This window comes from Kitasatospora sp. Ki12, assembly GCF_054601375.1.
Map to the genome: position 1 here is coordinate 886,824 of NZ_BAAIHT010000002.1, position 20,058 is coordinate 906,881.

The 20,058-nt window shown below is 71.9% G+C and carries 14 protein-coding genes and 2 pseudogenes; 5 read left to right on the plus strand and 11 right to left on the minus strand.

All coding sequences use genetic code 11. The features are described 5' to 3' along the window. Positions 1-5 precede the first annotated feature (5 nt). Complete coding sequence (locus tag ACYP53_RS21530; protein WP_459648577.1) at positions 6-668, plus strand: hypothetical protein; 663 nt, start codon at positions 6-8, stop codon at positions 666-668. Positions 669-910: 242 nt separating this feature from the next. Here the strand turns inward: ACYP53_RS21530 and ACYP53_RS21535 are convergent, their stop codons facing one another. The 3 genes from ACYP53_RS21535 to ACYP53_RS21545 form a co-directional block, all read right to left on the minus strand. Next, positions 911-1,462 carry a hypothetical protein gene (locus tag ACYP53_RS21535; RefSeq protein WP_189921442.1) on the minus strand — a complete coding sequence of 184 codons (552 nt, stop codon included), beginning with the start codon at positions 1,460-1,462 and terminating at the stop codon, positions 911-913. 324 nt (positions 1,463-1,786) lie between these two features. Next, on the minus strand, positions 1,787-3,796 hold the full coding sequence (locus tag ACYP53_RS21540; RefSeq protein ID WP_459648578.1) for an autotransporter: 2,010 nt from the start codon (positions 3,794-3,796) through the stop codon (positions 1,787-1,789). Positions 3,797-3,891: 95 nt separating this feature from the next. Then, positions 3,892-5,325 carry a glycoside hydrolase family 43 protein gene (locus tag ACYP53_RS21545; protein ID WP_459648579.1) on the minus strand — a complete coding sequence of 478 codons (1,434 nt, stop codon included), beginning with the start codon at positions 5,323-5,325 and terminating at the stop codon, positions 3,892-3,894. Between the two features lie 380 nt (positions 5,326-5,705). Here ACYP53_RS21545 and ACYP53_RS21550 point away from each other — a divergent pair. Then, positions 5,706-6,403 (plus strand): annotated as a pseudogene (locus ACYP53_RS21550) (SDR family oxidoreductase). Positions 6,404-6,464: 61 nt separating this feature from the next. On the opposite strand, the gene ACYP53_RS21555 reads toward ACYP53_RS21550, so the two are convergent. The 7 genes from ACYP53_RS21555 to ACYP53_RS21585 all read right to left on the minus strand — a co-directional run bounded on the left by ACYP53_RS21555 (position 6,465) and on the right by ACYP53_RS21585 (position 14,958). Continuing rightward, positions 6,465-8,501, minus strand: a complete 2,037-nt coding sequence (locus ACYP53_RS21555; protein ID WP_459648580.1) for a glycoside hydrolase family 32 protein — start codon at positions 8,499-8,501, stop codon at positions 6,465-6,467. A 152-nt stretch (positions 8,502-8,653) separates the two neighbouring features. Further along, positions 8,654-9,673, minus strand: coding sequence for a LacI family DNA-binding transcriptional regulator (locus ACYP53_RS21560; RefSeq protein ID WP_189921452.1), 1,020 nt, complete (start codon positions 9,671-9,673; stop codon positions 8,654-8,656). A 65-nt stretch (positions 9,674-9,738) separates the two neighbouring features. Then, entirely contained in the window at positions 9,739-10,581 is an 843-nt protein-coding gene (locus tag ACYP53_RS21565; protein ID WP_459648581.1) for an ATP-binding cassette domain-containing protein, read from the minus strand. Further along, on the minus strand, positions 10,581-11,576 hold the full coding sequence (locus ACYP53_RS21570) for an ABC transporter permease (RefSeq protein ID WP_459648582.1): 996 nt from the start codon (positions 11,574-11,576) through the stop codon (positions 10,581-10,583). The genes ACYP53_RS21565 and ACYP53_RS21570 overlap by 1 nt, the downstream gene beginning before the upstream one ends. A 156-nt stretch (positions 11,577-11,732) precedes the next feature. Beyond that, positions 11,733-12,758 carry a sugar ABC transporter substrate-binding protein gene (locus ACYP53_RS21575; RefSeq protein ID WP_189921458.1) on the minus strand — a complete coding sequence of 342 codons (1,026 nt, stop codon included), beginning with the start codon at positions 12,756-12,758 and terminating at the stop codon, positions 11,733-11,735. A 325-nt stretch (positions 12,759-13,083) separates the two neighbouring features. Beyond that, a complete protein-coding gene (locus ACYP53_RS21580) occupies positions 13,084-14,043 on the minus strand; it encodes an ATP-grasp domain-containing protein (RefSeq protein ID WP_459648583.1) in 960 nt (319 codons plus the stop codon). 279 nt (positions 14,044-14,322) lie between these two features. Continuing rightward, positions 14,323-14,958 carry a TetR/AcrR family transcriptional regulator gene (locus ACYP53_RS21585; RefSeq protein ID WP_459648584.1) on the minus strand — a complete coding sequence of 212 codons (636 nt, stop codon included), beginning with the start codon at positions 14,956-14,958 and terminating at the stop codon, positions 14,323-14,325. A gap of 406 nt (positions 14,959-15,364) precedes the next feature. Between ACYP53_RS21585 and ACYP53_RS21590 the strand changes: the two genes are divergently transcribed. From ACYP53_RS21590 to ACYP53_RS21600, 3 genes and pseudogenes are all read left to right on the plus strand, one after another. Beyond that, positions 15,365-16,897 (plus strand): hypothetical protein, encoded by a 1,533-nt coding sequence (locus ACYP53_RS21590; protein ID WP_459648585.1) that lies wholly within the window; start codon positions 15,365-15,367, stop codon positions 16,895-16,897. A gap of 76 nt (positions 16,898-16,973) precedes the next feature. Then, entirely contained in the window at positions 16,974-17,588 is a 615-nt protein-coding gene (locus ACYP53_RS21595; RefSeq protein ID WP_459648586.1) for an HAD family acid phosphatase, read from the plus strand. Positions 17,589-17,654: 66 nt separating this feature from the next. Further along, positions 17,655-18,191, plus strand: a pseudogene (locus ACYP53_RS21600) (aldo/keto reductase); the annotation flags it as partial. Positions 18,192-18,288: 97 nt separating this feature from the next. Here the strand turns inward: ACYP53_RS21600 and ACYP53_RS21605 are convergent. Beyond that, positions 18,289-20,049 carry an amidohydrolase gene (locus ACYP53_RS21605; RefSeq protein WP_459648587.1) on the minus strand — a complete coding sequence of 587 codons (1,761 nt, stop codon included), beginning with the start codon at positions 20,047-20,049 and terminating at the stop codon, positions 18,289-18,291. Between the last annotated feature and the right edge of the window lie 9 nt (positions 20,050-20,058).

The following is a 20,058-nucleotide window of genomic DNA, read 5'->3' on the forward strand; positions in this document are numbered from 1 at the left end:
GCCCCATGCCGGCCACCGCCCCGCTCGACACCAGCCCCGCCGCCCACGCCCTGACCGCCGGGCGCGCCGTCATCCTGCCCAACCCCAGCCCCCTCACCTACGTCGTCACCGCCACCACCCCCCAGGCCGTCAACAACGCCAAGGGCCGCCCCACCGACCAGGAAGTCGCCCTGTGGGTCCACGACGACACCACCTGGACCGACCTCACGGCGCGACTCGACCTGACACCGACCGCCCTGCGCACCGCGTACACCCTGCTCCGCGACCACCTGGTCACCCTCCTGGTGCCCGTACACACCGACACCCCGCCACCGGCCTGGACCACCCCCGCACTGCGCGACGGCCACCTCCTCCTCTTCGGCACCCGCTGGCACCCCCTCACCCCGCTGCTCGACCGCTTCCCCCGTCTGTACGTCAGCAGCGCCAACCGCACCGGACAACCACCCGCCGCCACCGCCCCCCAGGCAACCGCCATGTTCGGCCCCGAAACCCCCGTCACCGACGCCGACACCCTGCGCCGCACCGGCACTCCCCACGCCGCCACCACCATGCTGCGCATCACCCCCGGCGGAGACCTGGCCCACATCCGCCACGGAGCCCAGGACCAGGCCCACGGCAGCGACCCGAACCGCTACCTGGCACACCTCCGTGAGGCGACAGGCAACTGAGGACGGACGTCCGCTGACACCCGTCTGAGCCCCCTGGCGGATGCGGTGGAGCAGGAGGCCCCCTGGCTGACGGTCCGCTTCCCTCTCGCCTACACGATCTGTCGTCCGCGGACCGCTCAACACTCTCCACCAGTTGCTGGACACCTTCGAGTACTGGTTCGGCCTCACCACCCCCTGACCGGCCCCAGGCGCCCGGGCCCGCCTCCGGCCGCCTGCGGCGGCGACGCGTGAAGGCTGACGGCCTACGCCTCTTCACCCCGGTCGACGTCGTCGTGCAGCGTCTCGCCGAACCGTTCCAGCGCCTCCTCCGGCCCGCAGCCGAAGGCGCGGCCGATGTACTCCCAGGTCATCATGCTGCTGCGGGCCTTGCGGCCGGCCAGCAGCGCGGTCGAACCGGCGGCCCGCTCGAAGCGGGCAGCCGCGCGGGCGGCGGCGTACGGCCGGCTCTCCGTCAGGTCGCAGATCCGGTCGACCAGCGCCGCGACCAGCTCCTCGACCTCGCGCGGCACCACGCCCTCGGCCAGGTCGACGTGCACCTCCCAGTCCGCGAACGGCCCGGTGGCCTCGCCCACCGCCTCGGTCGCCACGTCGTCGCCGAAGTCCAGCAGGTGCACCCGCTCACCCCGCCAGCCGCAGCTGCAGCCACCGCGCACCGCAGCGGCCCGAGGACCGTCCGCACCGTTGTAGAGCCACCAGGTGGTGCGCCCGTCCGGCAACGGCGCCGGCTCGCTGCCGTCCGCCAACACCGCCGCCGGGAAACCCTCGTGGCGCTTGCTCTCGTCGATCCACGGCATATCGTGCCCCTCGCGTCCCTGGAGTACAGCACCAGGGTTCTCGGCCCGTGACGCAGTGTCAAGGCTTCGCGACAACCCGTGCGACCCACAGCTCAAGGGGGCGCGCACCGGCCGCCGCACGCCGGGCCAGCGGTGCTCCGGCAGCTCGGTGAGCCGCTCGATCCAGGCGACCGTCCCATCCGTCCTCGGCGACGGCCCGCGATGAGGCACCACCGGGCGTCCGAGCCTCACCCCAGTTCGGCAGGGCGTGGCGACGTGCTGATCCAGCCCCAAGGGTTCTCGCGCTTCGCCCGGAAGATCTCTGCTCGGCGAGGTGCCGCGCGCTCAGCGTCGCCTTCGACCGCCCCCGTGCGAGGTCGGTTCGGTGGGCTGCTGTCGGCGGCCGCGCCGGCGGTGGCGGTCGACGGGCCGGCGTCTGCGCCGGATCCTGAGAGCGAGGAGGGCGAGGAGGACGAGACCGGCCGCGGCTGCCAGGGCGGCGAAGGCGGCGGCGGCCGAAGGGAGCGTCCCCCAGGCCGTACCGCCCGCCCGGGCCACCGCCGGGCTGTCGGTTGGCCCCGCCGGGGCCGGGGGGTCGGCCTGGCCGGCGGCCTCGTTCGTGGCGCTTGCCGACGGGGAGGCGGATTCGGTCGCCGGCGTCGTGGCCGTCAGCTCGATGTGACCGGCCGTGCGGGCGACCGAGAAGGCCGCTCCTCCCACGCTGAGGGTGTCGCCGGCGAGCGCGGCCTCCTGCGGGCCCACGGTGAGGCTCTGGGCCCCGCCGGGCAGAATGATCTTCGCTCCCGTGACGGCCTCCAGCTTGCGCAGCGTCGTCGATTTCGCCGCGGAGAGGTCGAGGACCGCGGACGCACCGGTGAGGGCGACCCCGCTGGAGGAGGCGAGCGAGGCACCGGCCACCGTGAGCGTCCCCTGGGCCACGGTGGTGGCGCCGGTGTAGGAGGCGGCGGTCAGCGTCGTCGTCGCGGTGCCGTTCTGCGTGACCGACCCGGCGCCGGACACCGCCGGGAGGGTGACGGGCGTCCGGACGTTCTGGACGATCAGCGAGCCGTCGTCGCTGATCGCGTCGAGGGCGCCCTTCGTGTGGAGACTCCCGTCCGCTCCCGCCGTCCCGGAGCCGAGGCGCAGCGTGGCGCCCCGCTGGATGGTGGTGGAGCCGTCGTAGAACTGCGCGGCGGCGAAGGTGACGTCGTTCCCGGACGTTCCGGCGATGACGATGTCGCCCGCCCCGGGAGCGGCGAGGGTGTCGTGGTACTTCCCGCCGCCGATGGGCAGGCCGAGGGTGACCGGGCCGTTGTAGTCGAAGGTCAGCCGCGAGCGCTGCGAGTTGGCGTGCAGGTTGATGTACGCCGTTTCGGCCGTGCCCGGCAGGAAGATCTGGTGGGTGGTGCCGTCGCCCCAGTGGACGTCGGCGCCCTCGATGTTGGTGCCGCGCTTGTTCAACTGGTGGGCGACCGGTACCAGGTTGAGGTTGCCGTTGCTCAGCGTCGGCGGGGCCGTGCCGGTGTTGTCGCTGTAGCTGTAGGTGCCCGTCAGGATGACCTTGCTGCCGGGCCGGGAGTGGACGTTGACGTCGTTGCCGTATTCGCGGCTGTAGAAGTTCTGGCGCTGGACGACCGTCTGGTTCAGCGGGGTGTCGATGATCCACGAACCGCGGTTGAGGACGGCCTTGGCGTTCGGCAGGTCGGCCGCGCAGGTGGTGGCGGCGTAGTTGGCGCCGGTGCCGATGTCGAGCACCCCGGAGAAGGGGCTGCTTCCGCACAGCTGGAGCGTGCCCCACAGGTTGCGGGGCTGGAAGATCGTCCCGGAGCCGCTGACGGTGCCCAGGTTGAACAGCCGGGTGAGCGACAGGTTGAGCGTGCCGTCGATCCGGATGTTGTCCTGGTTCTGCTGGTAGCCGGGCGAGTTGTAGGGGAAGGCGCCGATCAGGCCGGTGGTTCCGCCGTTGCCGTACTGCAGGGTGGCGCCGGCGTCGACGGTGATCGCGGGCCGGTCGGGGTTGCTGACGACCACATAGGGGTGGTTCCCGCCGGGGATGGTGACGGACTGGCCCTGCTGGGAGCCGGGCAGGGTGAAGGTGCTGTCCTTGGTGAGGATCAGGGTGCCCGTGCCGGAGACCCGCAGGGACCCCTGTCCGCTGATCACCCCCGAGTAGGTGTGCGACCCGGGCGGCACGTTCACGACGGCGCTTCCGCCGAGGACCACGTCGCTGTCGGCGAGGATCGACGGGGTGATGTCACCGTCGGCCGCGACGGCGTCGGTCGGCGCCAGGGCCACGGGCACGGTCGTCGCCGCCAGGATCGCGGACACCAGCAGTGCGTGCCATGAACGTCTCATCGGTGGTGCTTCCTGGGTGCGGGCGGAGAAAGAAGGCGGTGCCGGCGCGCTCCTCGGAGGCGCCGGCACCCGGTCGGGTCAGCTACCCGGTCCGGTCAGCCGGTCACGCGGAAGGTGGCGTCACCGCGGCCGGTCGCGGTGGTGATCGGGTCGAGCTTCAACTCGTACGCGTAGTGCCGGATGTAGTGGTCGGGGTGGTTGTACGACTGGAACGAGGACCAGGTCGGGTCGGCGAGCCCGGCGACCTGGCGGAAGGTCGCGTCCTGGGCGAACTGGCTGCTGCCGTCGTTGGGGACCAGCTGGAAGTCGTAGTCCGAGTGCCGCAGGAAGTACCCGGGGAAGTTCACCGACTCGAAGGAGACGGTGCCGGTGCCCGCGAGGCCGGGCCGCAGGCGGAACCGGGAGTCGTCGACGGGGCTGACGTTCGGGTCGATGCGCGCGTCGAAGTTGACGTGCCGCACGTACCGGTCCTGGAAGTTGAAGGACTGGAGCCGCTGGGCGGGGGTGCTGGGCCAGCGGGCGAGCACCCGGCTCTCCTCGGCGGCCGTCAGGTTGAGGATCCAGCCGTGGCGCTTCTTCGTGCCGCCCATGTCATAGGCGCTCGACGCCTGCCGCTGGTAGACGGCCGGGTTGGACGGGTCGGTGGTCAGGACCGGCATGTAGCCACCGCTGCTGGCGTACTGGTCGAGGTAGAGCGCCCACTTGTCGGTGCCGTTGAACTTCATCCACATCGGGCCCTCCACCTGGGAGCCGGTGAGGCCGATGCCGGAGAGGTTACCCAGGTCGGTCCACGTCCCGAGGATCGAGTTGCCGCCCTCGAGGGTGATCTGCCCGTCGCCGGAGGCCCGCACGTAGCGGAAGTTGCCGACACCCGACGGCACCTCGATGATCTGGGTGTCGATGATGCCCTGGGTGCCAGGGCGGTCGATGTACACCTGTGGGGTGGTGATGGTGCGGAAGTCCGACGTGCGGGCGGCGTAGATGCGGTGCTTCAGTACGCCGTCGAGGGTCGCGTTGGTCGCCCAGTACAGGACGTAGCTGCTGCTCGCCGGGTCCCAGATCGCCTCGGGCGCCCAGGCGTTGCGGCCGTCGGGGATCGCGCCGGCGACGTTGAGCAGCCACGGCTGGGACCAGGTGGCCAGGTCGGTGGACTCCCACACCACCAGGTTGCGGCTGGCGTTGTTCACGGCCTGGTCCCAGTTCTGCCCGCAGCCGATGCACAGGTCGGTCGCGATGATCCAGTACCGGCTTCCGTCCGGGGAGCGCACCAGTGCGGGGTCGCGCACGCCCTGTGTGCCGACGGTGGAGCGCAGGACCATCCCGCCACCGTTGAGGTCGTTCCAGTGCACGCCGTCCGTGCTGTGCGAGAGGTACATCTGCTGACCGGTCGAGCCTTCGCCGATGAAGTGCACCATCAGGTAGCCGGGACCGGCGGCCGCGGCCTGCTGGGGGGCGGCCGCGGCCAGGCCGGTGAAGAGCAGGCAGACGGCGATGAGCATCGCCGACAGCCGTGCGCGAAGCGCGGTCATGGACTTCTCCTGTCGATCTGCTGTGCCACCGGGAGGGTGGTCCGGGCAGCGGTGTGGGCTGAACCGGAGGTGGCGTCGCCGTTTCGCTCTGGGGAGAGTGTTAACGCTAACAATTCAGCGGACAAGAAGCCGGGACGGCCGTTACCCAATCTTGACCGGTCATGTACAAGTCCGCTGAATCCGGTCGCTCCGGCCCGAGTTGACGGCCGGTCGAGCGGCCCCGTCAACCCGGGATCGACGCCCGCGTCGCAGGCCACCCGGTCTTGGTGTCGCGTCACGACATCATGATGATCAGGTAGCCTGCGTCCGCCGACTCGGTGTTCATCGACACCTGGAACCTGGCGCATCCCCGATACCGCCGTCGCCAAGGAGGCCGTGCCATGGAACCCGTCACGTTGATCACCGGCGGTTCGAGCGGGATCGGTGCGGCCACTGCCCGCGCCCTGCTCAAGCAAGGCCACCGCGTGGCGATCACCGGCCGCGACGCCGATCGCCTGGCCGCGTTCGCCGCCTCCGCCGGAGCCGGCGAGCGGCTGCTGACCATCACCGGTGACGCCGGCGACGAGAACCATGTCGCCGCCGCCGTGCGTCACGTCACGGGCTCGTGGGGACGATTGGACACGGTGATCGCGAACGCCGGGTTCTCCCTGCCCGGCACGCTGGAGGACCACGACCCCGCGGCCATGCCGCCATGATCCTCACCAACGTCCTCGGCCCGGCTCTGCTGGTCCGCGAGACACTGCCGCACCTGAGGGAGTCCAAGGGCCGGATCGTGATCGTCGGTTCGGTCGCGGGCACCAGGAACACGCCCGGCAACCTGTACTCCGTCACCAAGTGGGCCGCGCACGCCCTGGCCGAGAACGTCCGGCTCCTGGTGGCCGGGGACCGCGTCGGCGTCACTCTGGTCGCCCCAGGGGTCGTGGACACCCCGTTCTGGGACGAGCGCGGTGGATCACCCGCGGCGGCCCCGACCCTGACCGCCGAGCAGATCGCCGAGACGATCCTGTTCGCCGTCAACCAGCCCGAAGGCGTGGACATCAACCACCTCGTCGTACGGCCCGCCGGCCAGGTCAACTGATCTCGATCGCGCCGCGGGCGACGGGACGTACGAGCAGCATCGGGCCACGGTCCCGGGGCTGTCACGTCCAGACGGAACCCAGCTGCCACGCCCGCATGCGGTCGAGGGTCGCGGTGCCGTTGTCGGCGAAGACGTCGACGCCGGTGCTGGAGGGGTCGGGAAAGACCTGGTCGGTGAGGACGACCTGCTCGCCGCGCGCGTTCTCGGCGTAGACCTCGACGGAGGAGGCGTCGACGAGGACGTGCAGGCTGAGGGGTCCGCCGTCGAGGGCGAGCGGGGCTCGTTGGACGCCGGGGAAGATGGGGTCGAAGTCGACCAGGCCGGAGGCGGTGCGGTCGATGGAGACCTCGCCGGTGGTCGTGTCGTAGCCGATCCGGGTGCGTTGTCCGCCGCCGGTGCGGACGTCGAGGCCGAAGCGGTCGGCGGTACCCGGGGTGAGTTGGGCCTCCAGCTCCAGGGTGCTGCCGTGGACGGCGAGCGGGGTGCTGCCGCTGTCGACAGGGGTGGTCGGCATGGTGGAGCCGGCGTCGCGGAGGGTCCTCAGTTCGCCGACCGGCTGTTGGACCAGTCGGATCCTGCCGTTCACGGTCCGCAGGGAGAGCTGACGGGGGAAGGCGTCGGCGCTGCGCCAGGGGGAGGTGGGGACGGCCTGCGCGTAGTTCCAGTTGCTCATCCAGGCGAGCATGACGCGGCGGCCGCCGGGGGCGTCGTTGTAGGTGACCGCGGCGTAGAAGTCCTCGCCGTAGTCGACCCAGTGGGCGCGCTGCGGGGTGCTGAGCGCGGGCTCGTCGGCCGCTGTGAAGTCGTCGGCGAGGATGTGTCCCCAGCCTTCGGTGTTGTGGTCGACGAGCTGGATCCGGGCCTGCTTGCCGATCAGGTCCTTCAGGTCCCAGGAGGTCCAGTCGAGGGTCTCGCTGTTGGAGCCGGTGGAGGTGCGGACCACCTTGCCGTCCACGAGGAGGTTGACGGCGGTCTGGGTGTCGGCGCCGTCGGTGTGGGGGTGGTTCCCGCCGCCGACCAGGAAGTTCAGGTAGCGCCTGCCGACGGTGAACTCCGGTGAGGTGAGGGTACCGGTGGAGCCGTCGCCGCTGTTGTAGCTGTTGACCAGGCCGGCGCCCCGGTAGCCGGAGACGGTCTGCTGGTCGGGCAGGGTGCCGGTGGCGGGGGCGGTGCCGAAGGCGGTGCCGGTGGTGGTCCAGTCGCCGTAGGAGCCGGATTCGAAGTCCTGCAGCACGGTGCCGCCGGGCGGGACGTAGGCGGCGGGGTCGTCGGAGGTGAAGCGCTCGCCGTCGAAGTCGCCGGTGAAGTACTGGGTGCCGGTGCCGCCCGCGACGGACTGGGTGCCCACGACCAGCACCCACTTGGTCTTCCCGGGGTCGCCGTCCACCGCGAGCGGGAAGAGGTCGGGGCACTCCCACACGCCGCCGGTGGCGCCCGCGGGGCCGAAGTCGCTCAGATGGGTCCAGCTCTTCAGGTCGGACGAGGAGTAGAAGGAGACCTTGTGCCGGTCGGAGAGGGCGACGGCCATCAGCCAGCTGTGGGTGGGCGCGTACCAGAAGACCTTGGGGTCGCGGAAGTCGGCGGAGCCGATGGCCAGGACGGGGTTGCCGGAGTACTTGGTCCAGGTGGTGCCGCCGTCGGTGCTGTAGGCGAGGGCCTGCTCCTGCTTGCCCGTGCCCTTCCGCTGGCTGGTGTAGACGGCCACCAGCGGCGGGTTCTCCTTGCTGCCGAAGCCGGTGGAGTCGTCCTTGTCGAGGACGATGCTGCCGGAGAAGACCATCTCGTCGGCGTCCTGCGCGATGGCGAGCGGCAGTTGCGTCCAGTGCACCAGGTCGGTGCTCACCGCGTGACCCCAGGACATGTTGCCCCAGCTGTTGCCCGACGGGTTGTACTGGAAGAACAGGTGGTACTGCCCCTGGTACCAGATCAGGCCGTTGGGGTCGTTCATCCAGTTCCGGGCCGGGGTGAAGTGGAACTGGGGCCGGTACTGCTCGTGATACGGCGGGCCGGCGGTGGCCGGCGACGCGGTGAGCAGGGCCAGCCCGGACAGGACGGTCGTGGCGGCGAGCAGTCGGCGGCGCCGGGTGGTTCTGGACATGGTGCTCCTTCCGTCGGGTGTGCGGGACTGGGCGACGGGGACGATCCGCGGGGTGGGCCCCTGGGCACGGCGGTGCCGAGGCACGGCGGCGGGACGGCCGTGTCGGAACGGTGTCCGGGTGGGCCGTTGTGCTCGGAGGTCGCTCCGAAACGCTAGGCAGCGGGCGGGAGTTCGCCGGAGCCGCGGACGATGAGGCGGGTGGGGACGGTGACGGTCCGGGCCCGGCTGCGGTCACCGTCGAGGCGGGCGAGGGCGAGTTCGGCCGCGGCGGCGCCGATGGCGGCCGGGTCCTGGGCGACGGCCGTGATGGCGGGTTCCAGCACCTCCGCGAACGGCAGGTCGTCGAAGGACACGAGGGCGGTGTCGCGTCGGCCGGCGCGGGCCAGCCCGAGTACGGTGCCCATGGCGGACAGGTTGTTGGCGGCGAGGATCGCGGTCGGCGGTTCCGCCCGCTGCATCAGTCGTACGGTGGCCTCGGCGGCCTCGGCCTGGGTGTGGCCGTCGACCACCAGCGAGCGGTCGTAGGGCAGGCCGGCGGCGTCGAGCGCCTCCCGATAGCCGGCCAGACGCTCGCGGCGGGTGAAGAGGCCCACCGGCCGGTCGCCGACGAAGGCGATCCGCCGGTGCCCGCGGGCGATCAGGTGGGCGGTGCCGTCACGGCCTCCGTCCCGGTTGGAGCTGACCACGCAGTCGGCGGTCAGGCCGGCACCGGGCCGGTCGAGGAAGATCACCGGCATCCCGCTGTTGCGGGCCGTCCGCAGGTGGGCGTGGTCGGCCCGGGCCGTGGGCGCCACCATCAGGGCGCTGACCCGGCGGGCCAGGAAGGTGCTGGTCAGCGCCCGTTCCCGGTCGGGATCGTCGGCGCTGGAGCCCATCAGCAGGGTCAGTCCGCGGTCGCGGATCGCGTCCTCGATTCCTCCGGCGACGGTGCCGAAGAACGGGTTGCCCATGTCGGGGATGATCAGTCCGACGGTGGTGTCCGGGCCGCCGGTGCGGATGTTGCGGGCCATCAGGTTCGGCTGGAAGCCCAGCCTCTCGACCGCCGCCAGGACCTTCTCGCGGGTCTGCGCCGAGGTCGGGCCGTCGCCGTTGAGGACTCGGGAGACGGTCTTGGCGCTGACGCCGACCTCCTGAGCCACATCGTGCAGCGTCGTACGACGGGGCGCGGCCATGTACCCACCTTCGCCAGGCAGCGGCCCCGGTCTCGCGCGCGAGGCCACTGCGGGGGACGTTCTTCTCAGTCGGTTCCGACTCCGGCGGCCTTGGCGGCCTCGGCGTCGGCGTCGGCGACAACGGTACCGCCGCCGTCCTCGTCGACGGTGAGCGCGCCGGTCATGATGGCGACCACCTCCGACATCGAGTGGTCGCCGGGCTTGATCAGGGCTGCGCGCCGGCCCATCCGGTGCACGTGGATCCGGTCGGCGATCTCGAAGACGTGGGGCATGTTGTGGCTGATGAGCACCACCGGGAGGCCCCTGTCGCGGACCCGGCGGATCAGGTCGAGCACCTGTCCGGACTCCTTGACGCCGAGCGCGGCCGTGGGCTCGTCCATCACCACCACGCTGCGGGCCCAGGCGACGGCGCGGGCCACGGCCACGGCCTGGCGCTGGCCGCCGGAGAGCGTCTCCACCGGCTGGGTGAGCGAGCGCAGACCGATCTTCAGGCCGGCCATGTGCTCGGCCGCCTCCTCGCGCATCCGTTTCCTGTCGAGCATCCGCAGCACGCTGCCGAGCGGGCCGGGCCGGCGCAGTTCTCGGCCGAGGAACATGTTGGAGGCGATGTCCATCGAGGCGGCGACCGCGAGGTCCTGGTAGACGGTCTCGATGCCGTGCGCCCGGGCGTCCTGCGGGCCGTTGAAGCGGACGGCCTCGCCGTTCAGCCGGATCTCCCCCGCATCGGGGGTGACGGCCCCGGTCAGGGCCTTGACGAGGCTCGACTTGCCGGCGCCGTTGTCGCCGATCACGGCGAGGACCTCTCCGGGCAGGAGGTCGAAGTCGGCGCCGTCGACGGCGGTGACGTGGCCGTAGCGCTTGACCAGGCCGCGGGCCTGCAGGACGGGCGTGGGAGTCCGGGTGCTCATCAACGGGTCCTCTTCCGGGAGAGCTGGTCGACGGTGACGGCGAGGATGACCAGGACGCCGGTGATCAGCGTCTGGTAGATGGACGCGACGCCCATCAGCTGGAGGCCGTTGCGGAACACCCCGACGATGAGAGCGCCGATCAGCGAGCCGAGCACGCTGCCGCGGCCGCCGAACAGGCTGGTGCCGCCGAGCACCACGGCGGTGATGCTGTCGAGGTTGTCCGTCTGCCCGGCCTGCGGGTCGCCGACGCCGGTGCGGGAGATCAGGAGCAGCGCGGCGACACCGTAGACCAGTCCGGCCAGCGCGTACAGGCCGATGGTGAGCCGGCCGATGCGGATGCCGTTGAGCCGGGCGGCCTCGGAGCTGTTGCCGAGTGCGTAGACGTGGCGGCCCCAGGACGTGCTGCTCAGCAGGTAGGCGAAGAGGGCGAACAGCGCGAGGGCGACGAGCGAGCCGTAGGTGACGTCGGTGCGGCCGAGCGGGAACGTGCCGCCGAGGAACGTCAGTTGGCTCGGCAGGTCGGAGACGGTCTGCTCCTTGGAGTAGATGTGGGTGAGCGCGAAGGCCACGTTCAGCATGCCGAGCGTGACGATGAACGGCGGCAGCGGGATCAGCTTCACCAGCAGACCGTTGACCAGTCCGAAGCCCGCGCAGACGGTGAGCCCGAGCGCGACCGCGACCAGCGGCGGCACCGTGCCGTCCGCGGCCGTCCTCGCGATCACGATCGATCCGAAGGCCATCACCGCCCCGCAGGACAGGTCGATGCCGGCGGTCAGGATGATCAGCGTCTGGCCGATGGCCAGTGTGCCGACCACCATCACCTGCTGGATGACCAGCGAGAAGTTCCCGCCGGAGAGGAACTGGTCCGTCGTCAGGGAAAAGAAGACGCAGGCCAGAACGAGGGCGGCAAGCGGGCCCGCGGTCGGCGCGGTCATGATCCGGCGGGCGAACGTCGGCCCGGTGAGGTCCGCGTACGGGGCGGTGGAGGTCGTCATGAGGAGGTCCTTGCCGATGGAGCCGGTCGACGGGCCGAGCGAACGGCGTCGCGCCGGCAGAGCGGAAGCGGCCCGGGGCGGGGCGGGGTGGGCGGTCCCCGCCGGGCCGGGTCAGGGCGGGGGGTTCCTGGCCGGGCCGCTGCTTCGGAGCGGGGATCAGCCCCAGCAGTTGGCCAGGCCGAAGCCGGTGTCCTTGTGGTCCACGCCCGGCTGCGGCTTGTCCGTGACCAGAGTGACGCCGGTGTCGGTGTAACCCGAGGCCTTGGTGCCGGTCTTGGCGAAGTCGGCGACCGCCTTGACGCCCTTCTCGGCCATCACCAGCGGGTACTGCTGCGAGGTCGCCGCGATCTTCCCGTCCTTGACCGCCTGGGTGCCGGCGCAGCCGCCGTCGACCGAGACGATCATCACGTCCTTCTCGCGGCCCTTGGCCTTCAGCGCCGTGTACGCGCCCAGCGCGGCGGGCTCGTTGATGGTGTAGACGAGGTTGATGTCGGGCGCCTTCTGCAGGCAGTTCTCCATCGCGGTCTGGCCCTTGGCCTGGTCGCCGCCGGTGTCCTGCGAGCAGACGACCGCCGGGTCGCCGGCGGCGACACCGAAGCCCGCCAGGAAGCCGTCGTGGCGCAGCTGGCCGACCGCGACGCCGGGCGCGAGATCGAGGGTCGCGATCTTCGCGGGCTTGCCGGTCATGGCGGCCTTGGCGTACTCGCCGATCAGTTGACCGGCCTTCCTGTTGTCGGTGGCGAACAGGGCGTCGGTGCCGTCCTGCGGGTCGGTCGGGCTGTCCAGGGCGATCACCAGCACGCCCTTGGCCCGGGCCTTCTTGATCGCGGGCAGGATCGCCTTGGAGTCGCTGGGCGTGATGAGGATGCCCTTGACGCCTGAGGCCACCATGTTCTCGATCGCGGCGATCTGACCGGCGTTGTCGCCGTCGAACTTGCCGGCCGCCGTGCTCAGCGTGACGCCGTCCTCCTGGGCCGCCTTCTGCGCGCCTTCCTTCATCTTGACGAAGAAGGGGTTGGTGTCGGTCTTGGTGATGAGGCCGACCTTGACGGCGCCTCCGGAGGAGCCGGTGCCGGCGGCGCCCTTCGAACCCGAGCCACAGGCGGTCAGTGTGAGCGCCATGGCGCCGACCAGGACGGCGGCGGAGGCTCTGAACAGGGTGGGGCGGGGAGTGCGAGACATCGTGGCTCCTAGGAGGTGCGGTCTCGAGGTCCAGGGCTGGGGTGAGCGGCAACCGCACTGTCATCGTTGACTCATGTCAGCGTTGACATCCGCTTGACGAGGATGATGAAGTCTGTGTGACCGGGGCCACAAGCCCCGCAGACGTAACGACTGGGTAACGCGACCGCGACCACCCGTGCTGATCTGCGGAAACGACCTTCGAACTCAACAGGACCCGCCCCGCAGCCAAGTCCCGTCCCCCATCCGTTACTTGACTCCCTCGACTGAGGCACCGTCAGCCGAGGGCCAGTCCTTTCGCCACCAGCAGCGCGGGCCGGTCAGCCGGTCAGGGTGCCGAGGGCCCCGTGAGGTGGGCCTGGACCAGGGGCAGGGCGACGCCCTCCAGCGCGCCGGGGCCGCTGATCACCGGGTGGACGTTGACCTCGAAGACGCATCCGCCGTCCTCGACCGCGAGGTCGACCCCGCCGAAGGACAGCCCGAGCGCGCGGGTCGCGGCGACGGCCAGGTCGGCGAGCCGCTGCGGCAGTTCCTCGGGCGGCAGCACGGTGGAGCGCGCGCCCCGCGCCTCGTTGCACGGCTCGTCGAGCGCCTCCTGCACGTGCTCGCAGACCCGCAGCACGCGCTCGCCCAGGACGACGACGCGCAGCTGGTGGCGGCGGCCCCGGGCATCGAAGTTGCGGGCGTCCCGGGAGAGTTGCCACTTCCGGCCGGTGGCGGCGTAGTGGTCGCGGGCGGCCAGCAGCTGGGCGGTGGTGGTGGCGTGGAAGACGCCGTCGCCGCCCAGGCCGGTGGCGGGCCGGGTCCACACGTCGCCGCCCAGTCGGCTGAACGCGTCGAGCGCCGCCTCCCGGTCCGGGGCGTCCAGGGTGATGGTCGGGGCGTGCGGGACGCCGTGCCGGGCGAAGCGTTCGACGGTGCGGCTCTTGTCGGTGGCGTTGCGCCAGGCGGCACTGTCGGCGGCGCCGAGGCGGGCGGTGTCGCTCCGGGCGAGCACCCGCTGGAAGTCCTCGAAGCGGTGGCGGTCGCCCGGCGGGATCTCGTAGACGATCACGGCGTCGGGGGTGAGGGTGCGGCCGTCCTCGGCGAGGTGCAGGGCGAGGCGGCCGTCGCGGACCTCGGCGCGGTCGGCGCCGCCGGTCATGAAGCGGCGGGCGTCGAGGGGTAACGCGGCGGCGCCGGTGAGCTGTTCGACCGCGGCTTCGAGGACGGCGCTGCTGCCCTCGTCGGAGCCGTGGTCGGTGATGACCACGATGCGGTGGTCGTGGCGGGCGGGCACGGTGGTCACGGCGGTCACTCCTGGGTGCGAAGGTGTCGGGCGAGGGCGGCGGCGGTCATCCGGACCGTGCGACACCGGCCGGTGCGGCCCGCGAGGACCCCATCGGATGAGTCGCTCTCGTAGGACCGGCGGTCGCTCACGGGTGACACTCCAGCACCCCCGGACCTCCCGGTCAGCGGAACGCGGCAATCCCGTACCTTCCAGTGACGACGGATGCGACATCACGTCACATACCGGCCCCTCAGAACCGCCGGTCCCGCCGATCCCTGGCCCGGCGCACCACCCGCGTCAGCCGTCGTGCGGGGGCCGCCGAGGGGTCTGAAGGTCGTTCAAGGTGTCCTGGAAGCTGCGGATCAGGGCGGCGAGGCCGGTCTCAAAGGCCTGCTCGCGGAAGTCGGGCGGGGCGTTGCGCAGCGGTTCGAGTCCGGGCGGGAGGTCGTCGTCCGCCCAGGCCGCGTCGTGCGGCTGGCTGAGGTGGAGCGCGGAGCCGATCAGCAGGTACTCGAGGGACTGGACGACCGGGAGGACGCGCTCCTCCGGCCAGCCGGCCTCGCGCAGCATGGCGAACGCGCAGGCGTAGCTCCGCAGGGCCGCGACGGAGCGGGTCGGCCGGGAGGCGAGCAGCGGCACCATGTTCGGGTGGCTGGCGAGGGCGGCACGGTAGGAGCGGGCCCAGGCGTCCAGGGCGGCGGTCCAGGGCTGGACGGTCGGGTCGAGGTCCATCTCGGCGACGATGAGGTCGCTGACTCCGGCGATGATCTCGTCGCGGCTGGAGACGTAGTTGTAGAGCGAGGGCCCCTTGACGCCCAGCCGGGCGGCGATGCGGGTGGTCGAGAGTGCGGCGGCGCCCTCCTCGTCGACCAGGGCGAGCGCGGCCCGCATGATTCCGTCCCGGGTCAGCAGTGGCCGTGACGGCCTGCCCATCTGTTCGGTCCTCTCGTCCGTCGGTGGTTACCCCCGGGTATTGGTCCCTCGTCGTGGACTAGTGTACGTTCTCGCCTGGCAAAACTACTGGTTCTAGTTTTAGGGTTGCCTGCGGATTTGGCCTGGCGTCTTCCCCTGTGGCGCCAGGCCAAGGCCGCGAAGGGCGACTCGCCTTCGCGGCCCCGGCCGACGGCGGACCTCGGCCGTGTCCCGCGTGACCCGCCTCGCTGTGCCGTAGCCACCCGGGCCTTCCCCCGGTGGACCTTGCCGACCGGTCGCCTGGCATGCCCTTGACAGCTTGTTGATCGCCTGCCGACGGCTTCCCTGCCTGTTCCGCTCGTTCCGACCCGTTCCCGCTCGTTCCCGCCCGTTTCCTGTCCGCCTTACGCCGAAGGTGACCCTCCGCATGTCCATGCGCACCCTCGTGCTGCCGGCGCTCGTCGTCTCCGTGGTGCTCTCCCTGAGCGCCTGCGATCCGACGAGCCCGACAGCCCAGCCCGCCGACCACGGCGCCGCCGCCCAGGCCGTGCCCGTTCCGCCCGACGGGAGCCCGCCCGTCTCCCCGGCACCCGGCGGCAACCCCTCCGTCACCCTGGTGACCCCGGCCGCCGACCGCGCACCGTCCGCCACGCCTACGCCCCTCGCGTCGTCCGTCACGTCGCCCGTCCGCCCGTCGGCCGCCCCGATCGTCCCCGGCGCTCCGACGACGGCCACCCCGTCCCCGTCCGGGACACCGGCCGTCGCGACCGTCGAGGCCGGGGCGGCGGACCTCACACTGACCTCGTACGACCGGCAGAGCGGCAAGGCCGTGCTCGCCGTCGTCGCCGACGACGGCAGGAACGCTCCGAGTCCGTCCGCCACCGCCGCGGCCACCGCCGCCGTGCGGACCGGCCGGCTGATCGACAGCCCGCCGTCCGCCGCCGCTCCGCAGGGCGCGCTGCTGGCGATCACCGCCGTCAAGCCCGCCGGCGCCGGGAAGGTGCAGGTCGACACCCGCCCGGCCACCATCTCCGAACTGCTCGGCCAGACCTGGGCGAACATCAAGGCCGCGCTGGATCCGCACAAGATCCGGGTCACCCCCAAGGTCAAGGACCTCAAGGTCTCCTACGTCCCGAAGCCCGACGGGGGCAGTGGCTCGGCCTCGGCCGTGCTGAAGCTGGACGCCGACGACAGCGTCCCGCTGCCCGGCGGATCCACGGCCGCGCTGACGGGCTCGATCGAACTCGACCCCAGCGTCGTCTTCACCTACCAGGGCGCCCACGGCATCCTCGCTCCCGAGCAGGCCACGGTCGGCTTCGACCTGGGCGCGCACGCCGACTGGCACCTCACCGCCGGGCTCACCGGCTCCACCGGCCCGGTCAGGATCCCGGTCGCCGCCCTCACCGCCAGCCCCACCGTGATGGTCGGCGCGCTCCCGGTGGTGATCACCCTCAACCTCACGGTCTACGCCGAGGTCAGCGCCGACGGCACCGTCAGCGTCGACGTCGGGCAGACCGTCGACGGCACCTGGGCCCTCCACGCCGACTACACCAAGGCGGCCGGCTGGCACAGCGCCGTCGACCCGGTCAGCACCAGCGTCACCCCGGTCAAGGCCGTCTTCACCGGCTCCGCCGACGTGCGCAGCGCCCTGGTCGCCGAGGGGTCGGTCGCGCTGTACGACGCGCTGGGCGTGAAGGCGACCGTCCGGCCGTACCTGCGGGCCCAGGTGCGGGGCACGGTCACGGTCGCGCTCGACAGCGGCGGCGTCAGGCCGGGGATCGACGGCAGCGGCGGCCTCTACGGCGGGCTCGACGTCGACGGGGCCGTGCTGGCGAGGATCGCCGTCCTCGGCACCCCGCTGTTCGAGAAGGACCTGCCCTTCAAGCTCTACCACCAGGAATGGCCCATCGTGGCCGGCTCGTACCGCAGCCCGACCCCGAGCGCCGCACCGACCACCTGACCACCTGACCACCTGACCGACCGATCACCTGACCGACCGTCCGTCCGTCCCGCACATCGAAAGCCGAGTTCCAGACATGAGCCTCAAGGCAAAGCTCGTCGCCACCGCGACCCTGACGGCCGCGATCACCGCCGGTCTCGCCACCCCCGCCGTCGCCGCCCCGGCCCCCGCCCCCGCTCCCGTAGCCGCCGCGGCCGGCAGCACGGTGACCGAGCAGCAGTGGCTGGCCGACGTCACCGCCGCGATCGCGCCCGCCCGCGCCTACATCGAGCAGCGCACCGCCGAGCCGTCGGACGAGACGCCCGCGATCGTCTTCGACATCGACAACACCACCCTCGCGACGCACTTCCACCCGTTCACCATGCCCGGCATCTCGCCGGTGGTGGAGCTGGCGCAGTACGCCCACTCGCGCGGGGTCGCGGTCATCTTCGTCACCGCGCGGGTGGACTTCATCGAACCCGTCACCCGCTACAGCCTGCAGAAGGCCGGCTACACCGTGGACGAGCTGCACGGGCGCGGCCTGGGCGATCTCTTCAAGTCGGTGCAGCAGTACAAGACCGACGAGCGCACGGAGATCGAGAACGAGGGCTACACGATCATCGCCAGCGTCGGCAACAACTGGACGGACCTGAACGGCGGTCACGCCGAGCAGACCTTCAAGCTGCCCGACTACAACGGCCTGCTCTCCTGACCCACCCCACCGGTGCGCCCCACACCGTCCGGGGCCCGGCCGCCGCGCCGGGCCCCGGACGGTTCCGTGCACCAGCCCTACGGCGATGTCTACGGCCAGTGGCGCGCCATGGAAGCCGCCAACCGCGAGGGCCTGGCCAGGGCGATCGGCGTCGCCAACTTCTACCCCGACCGCCTGCTGGACCTGATCCTCAACAACGAGACCGTCCCGCAGGTCAACCAGATCGAGACCCACCCCTTCTTCCAGCGCACCGCCGACCACGCCCTCATGCGCGAGCACCGTGTCCGGCACCAGGCATGGGGCGGCTTCGCCGAGGGCAGGAACGACCTCTTCACCCACCCCGTCCTCGCCGGCATCGGCGACGCCCACGGCAAGTCCGTGGCCCAGGTCGTACTCCGCTGGCTCATCCAGCGCGACATCGTCACCATCCCCAAGTCGGTCAACCCCGACCGGATGGCGCAGAACATCGACGTCTTCGACTTCCGGCTCACCGACGACCAGATGTCCGCCGTCGCCGCCCTCGACACCGGCGCCACGCTGTTCTTCGACCACCACGACCCCGAGATGGTCGCCTGGCTCAGCAAGCGCCGCCTGGAGGGCTGAACACCTCCCACTCGGCATCGCCCGGCCTGCTCCGCCCCGAACGCCCCGAACGCCCGGCGGCCTGGGCCGCCGCCGGGCGTGGCGTGAGAGCCGCCGGTCAGCAGCAGCCCCAGCGCGGGGTGGGCGCGGTGGCCGGGGCCGCGGAGGTCCGGCCAGCGGGTGCGGGCGGGTGGACGGTCGTCCCCGCCTTGATCGTCTCGATCACCTCGATGTCGCCGATCGCCTCCGGGTCGACCGTCAGCGGGTTGGCGCTGAGGATCACCAGGTCCGCGAGCTTGCCGACCTCAATGCTCCCCTTGCGGTCCTGTTCGCCGTACTGGTGGGCGGCGTTGAGGGTGATCGCGCGGACCGCGTCCAGCGCTGACACCCGCTGCTCCGGCCCGAGGACGACCCCGTCGGTGCGGGTGCGCCGGGTCACCTGGCTGGACAGCACGGCGATCGAGTTCGGCAGCGCCACCGGCGCGTCGTGGTGCGAGGTGTAGCGCAGGCCCCGGTCGAGCGCCCAGCGAGCGGGGGAGATGGTCGCCGCCCGCCCCTCGCCGAGGACGGTCCGGCGGTACCAGTCGCCCCAGTAGTAGGTGTGCATGGAGAAGAAGGACGGCACGACGCCCAGCCGGGCGAAGGCGTCGATCTGCTCCTCGCGGGCGGTCTGCGCGTGGATCGCCACGGTGGGCCGCCGGCCCGGGCCGGCCGCCTCGACCGCCCGGAGGAACTGGTCGATCGCGGCGTCCCCGTTGACGTGCGCCAGGACCTGCCAGCCCCGCTCGACGGCGGTGCCGACCTGCTTGGCCACCACCGCGTCGTCCGGCTGCGCCGGGTACCCGCAGTAGTCCTCGGGCTTCCCGGCCGGCGGCGTCAGGTACGGCTCGGTGAGCCAGGCCGTGCGCCCCTGCGGCGAGCCGTCCAGGACCAGTTTCACGCCGGCCGCGCGGACGCCGTCCACGTACTCGTCGCTCACCCCGATCGGGTCGTCCAGGGCGGAGGAGGTCGCCTCGTCGGCCTTCACGTACGCGACCACGTCGACGGTGAAGGGCACGGCGGCGGCCGTGTCCCGCAGCGCCTTGAGGTTCTTGAGGGTGGTGCCGCCCTCCTGGACGGTGGTGAAGCCGAAGCGCGCCGCCGTGGCCGCGCCGGTGATGAACAGTGTCAGCAGTGCCCGTTCCGGCAGCTCTTCCAGCGCGAGGTCCGAGGCCGGGGTGAACGCCTTCTCCTCCAGGACTCCGTCGGGCTCGCCGTACGAGGGCGGGACGGCGAGTTCGCGGCGCCGGATCACCCCGCCCTCGGGGTCGGGAGTGGCGGCCGAGTAGCCGAGCCGCTGCAGGCCGAGGCTGTTCACCGCGCCGAGGTGGAAGGACTGGTGGATGGCGAGCACCGGACGGTCCGTGGACACCTCGTCGAGGTCGTCGCGGGTGGGGTGGCGGCCCTCGGCGAGCATCGCGTCGTCGTACCCGAACCCGACGATCCACCCGGAGTCCGCCCCCACCGGGCTGTCGGCCCAGGCGCGCAGCTTGTCCTTCAGCGAGTCGAGGTCGGTGACGTCGCCGTCCGGCGCGGCCAGCAGGTTGGCGATGGTGGCCTGCAGGCCGATACCGCCGAGGTGCCCGTGGGCGTCGATGAACCCGGGCAGCAGGGCGCGGCCCCCGAGGTCCCGTACGACGGTGTGCGGGCCGCTCCACCGGTCCAGCGCCTCCTGCCGGGGGCCGACGAAGACGATCGTGCCGTCCTTGACGGCCACGGCCTCGGGCCCGGCGTCGCCACCGGAACGTTCGGTGCTCCCGGCGCTCCCGGGGTCGTCGGCGCTCTCGGCGACGGTGACGATCTCGCCGCCGTGGAGGATGAGGTCGGCCTGCTGGGCCATGCGGGGCTC

Coding starts and splice junctions, on each gene's coding strand:
- ACYP53_RS21530 (WP_459648577.1), top strand. CDS start 6: ATGCCGGCCACCGCCCCGCTCGACACCAGCCCCGCCGCCCACGCCCTG.
- ACYP53_RS21535 (WP_189921442.1), bottom strand. CDS start 1,462: ATGCCGTGGATCGACGAGAGCAAGCGCCACGAGGGTTTCCCGGCGGCG.
- ACYP53_RS21540 (WP_459648578.1), bottom strand. CDS start 3,796: ATGAGACGTTCATGGCACGCACTGCTGGTGTCCGCGATCCTGGCGGCG.
- ACYP53_RS21545 (WP_459648579.1), bottom strand. CDS start 5,325: ATGACCGCGCTTCGCGCACGGCTGTCGGCGATGCTCATCGCCGTCTGC.
- ACYP53_RS21555 (WP_459648580.1), bottom strand. CDS start 8,501: ATGTCCAGAACCACCCGGCGCCGCCGACTGCTCGCCGCCACGACCGTC.
- ACYP53_RS21560 (WP_189921452.1), bottom strand. CDS start 9,673: ATGGCCGCGCCCCGTCGTACGACGCTGCACGATGTGGCTCAGGAGGTC.
- ACYP53_RS21565 (WP_459648581.1), bottom strand. CDS start 10,581: ATGAGCACCCGGACTCCCACGCCCGTCCTGCAGGCCCGCGGCCTGGTC.
- ACYP53_RS21570 (WP_459648582.1), bottom strand. CDS start 11,576: ATGACGACCTCCACCGCCCCGTACGCGGACCTCACCGGGCCGACGTTC.
- ACYP53_RS21575 (WP_189921458.1), bottom strand. CDS start 12,758: ATGTCTCGCACTCCCCGCCCCACCCTGTTCAGAGCCTCCGCCGCCGTC.
- ACYP53_RS21585 (WP_459648584.1), bottom strand. CDS start 14,958: ATGGGCAGGCCGTCACGGCCACTGCTGACCCGGGACGGAATCATGCGG.
- ACYP53_RS21590 (WP_459648585.1), top strand. CDS start 15,365: ATGTCCATGCGCACCCTCGTGCTGCCGGCGCTCGTCGTCTCCGTGGTG.
- ACYP53_RS21595 (WP_459648586.1), top strand. CDS start 16,974: ATGAGCCTCAAGGCAAAGCTCGTCGCCACCGCGACCCTGACGGCCGCG.
- ACYP53_RS21605 (WP_459648587.1), bottom strand. CDS start 20,049: ATGGCCCAGCAGGCCGACCTCATCCTCCACGGCGGCGAGATCGTCACC.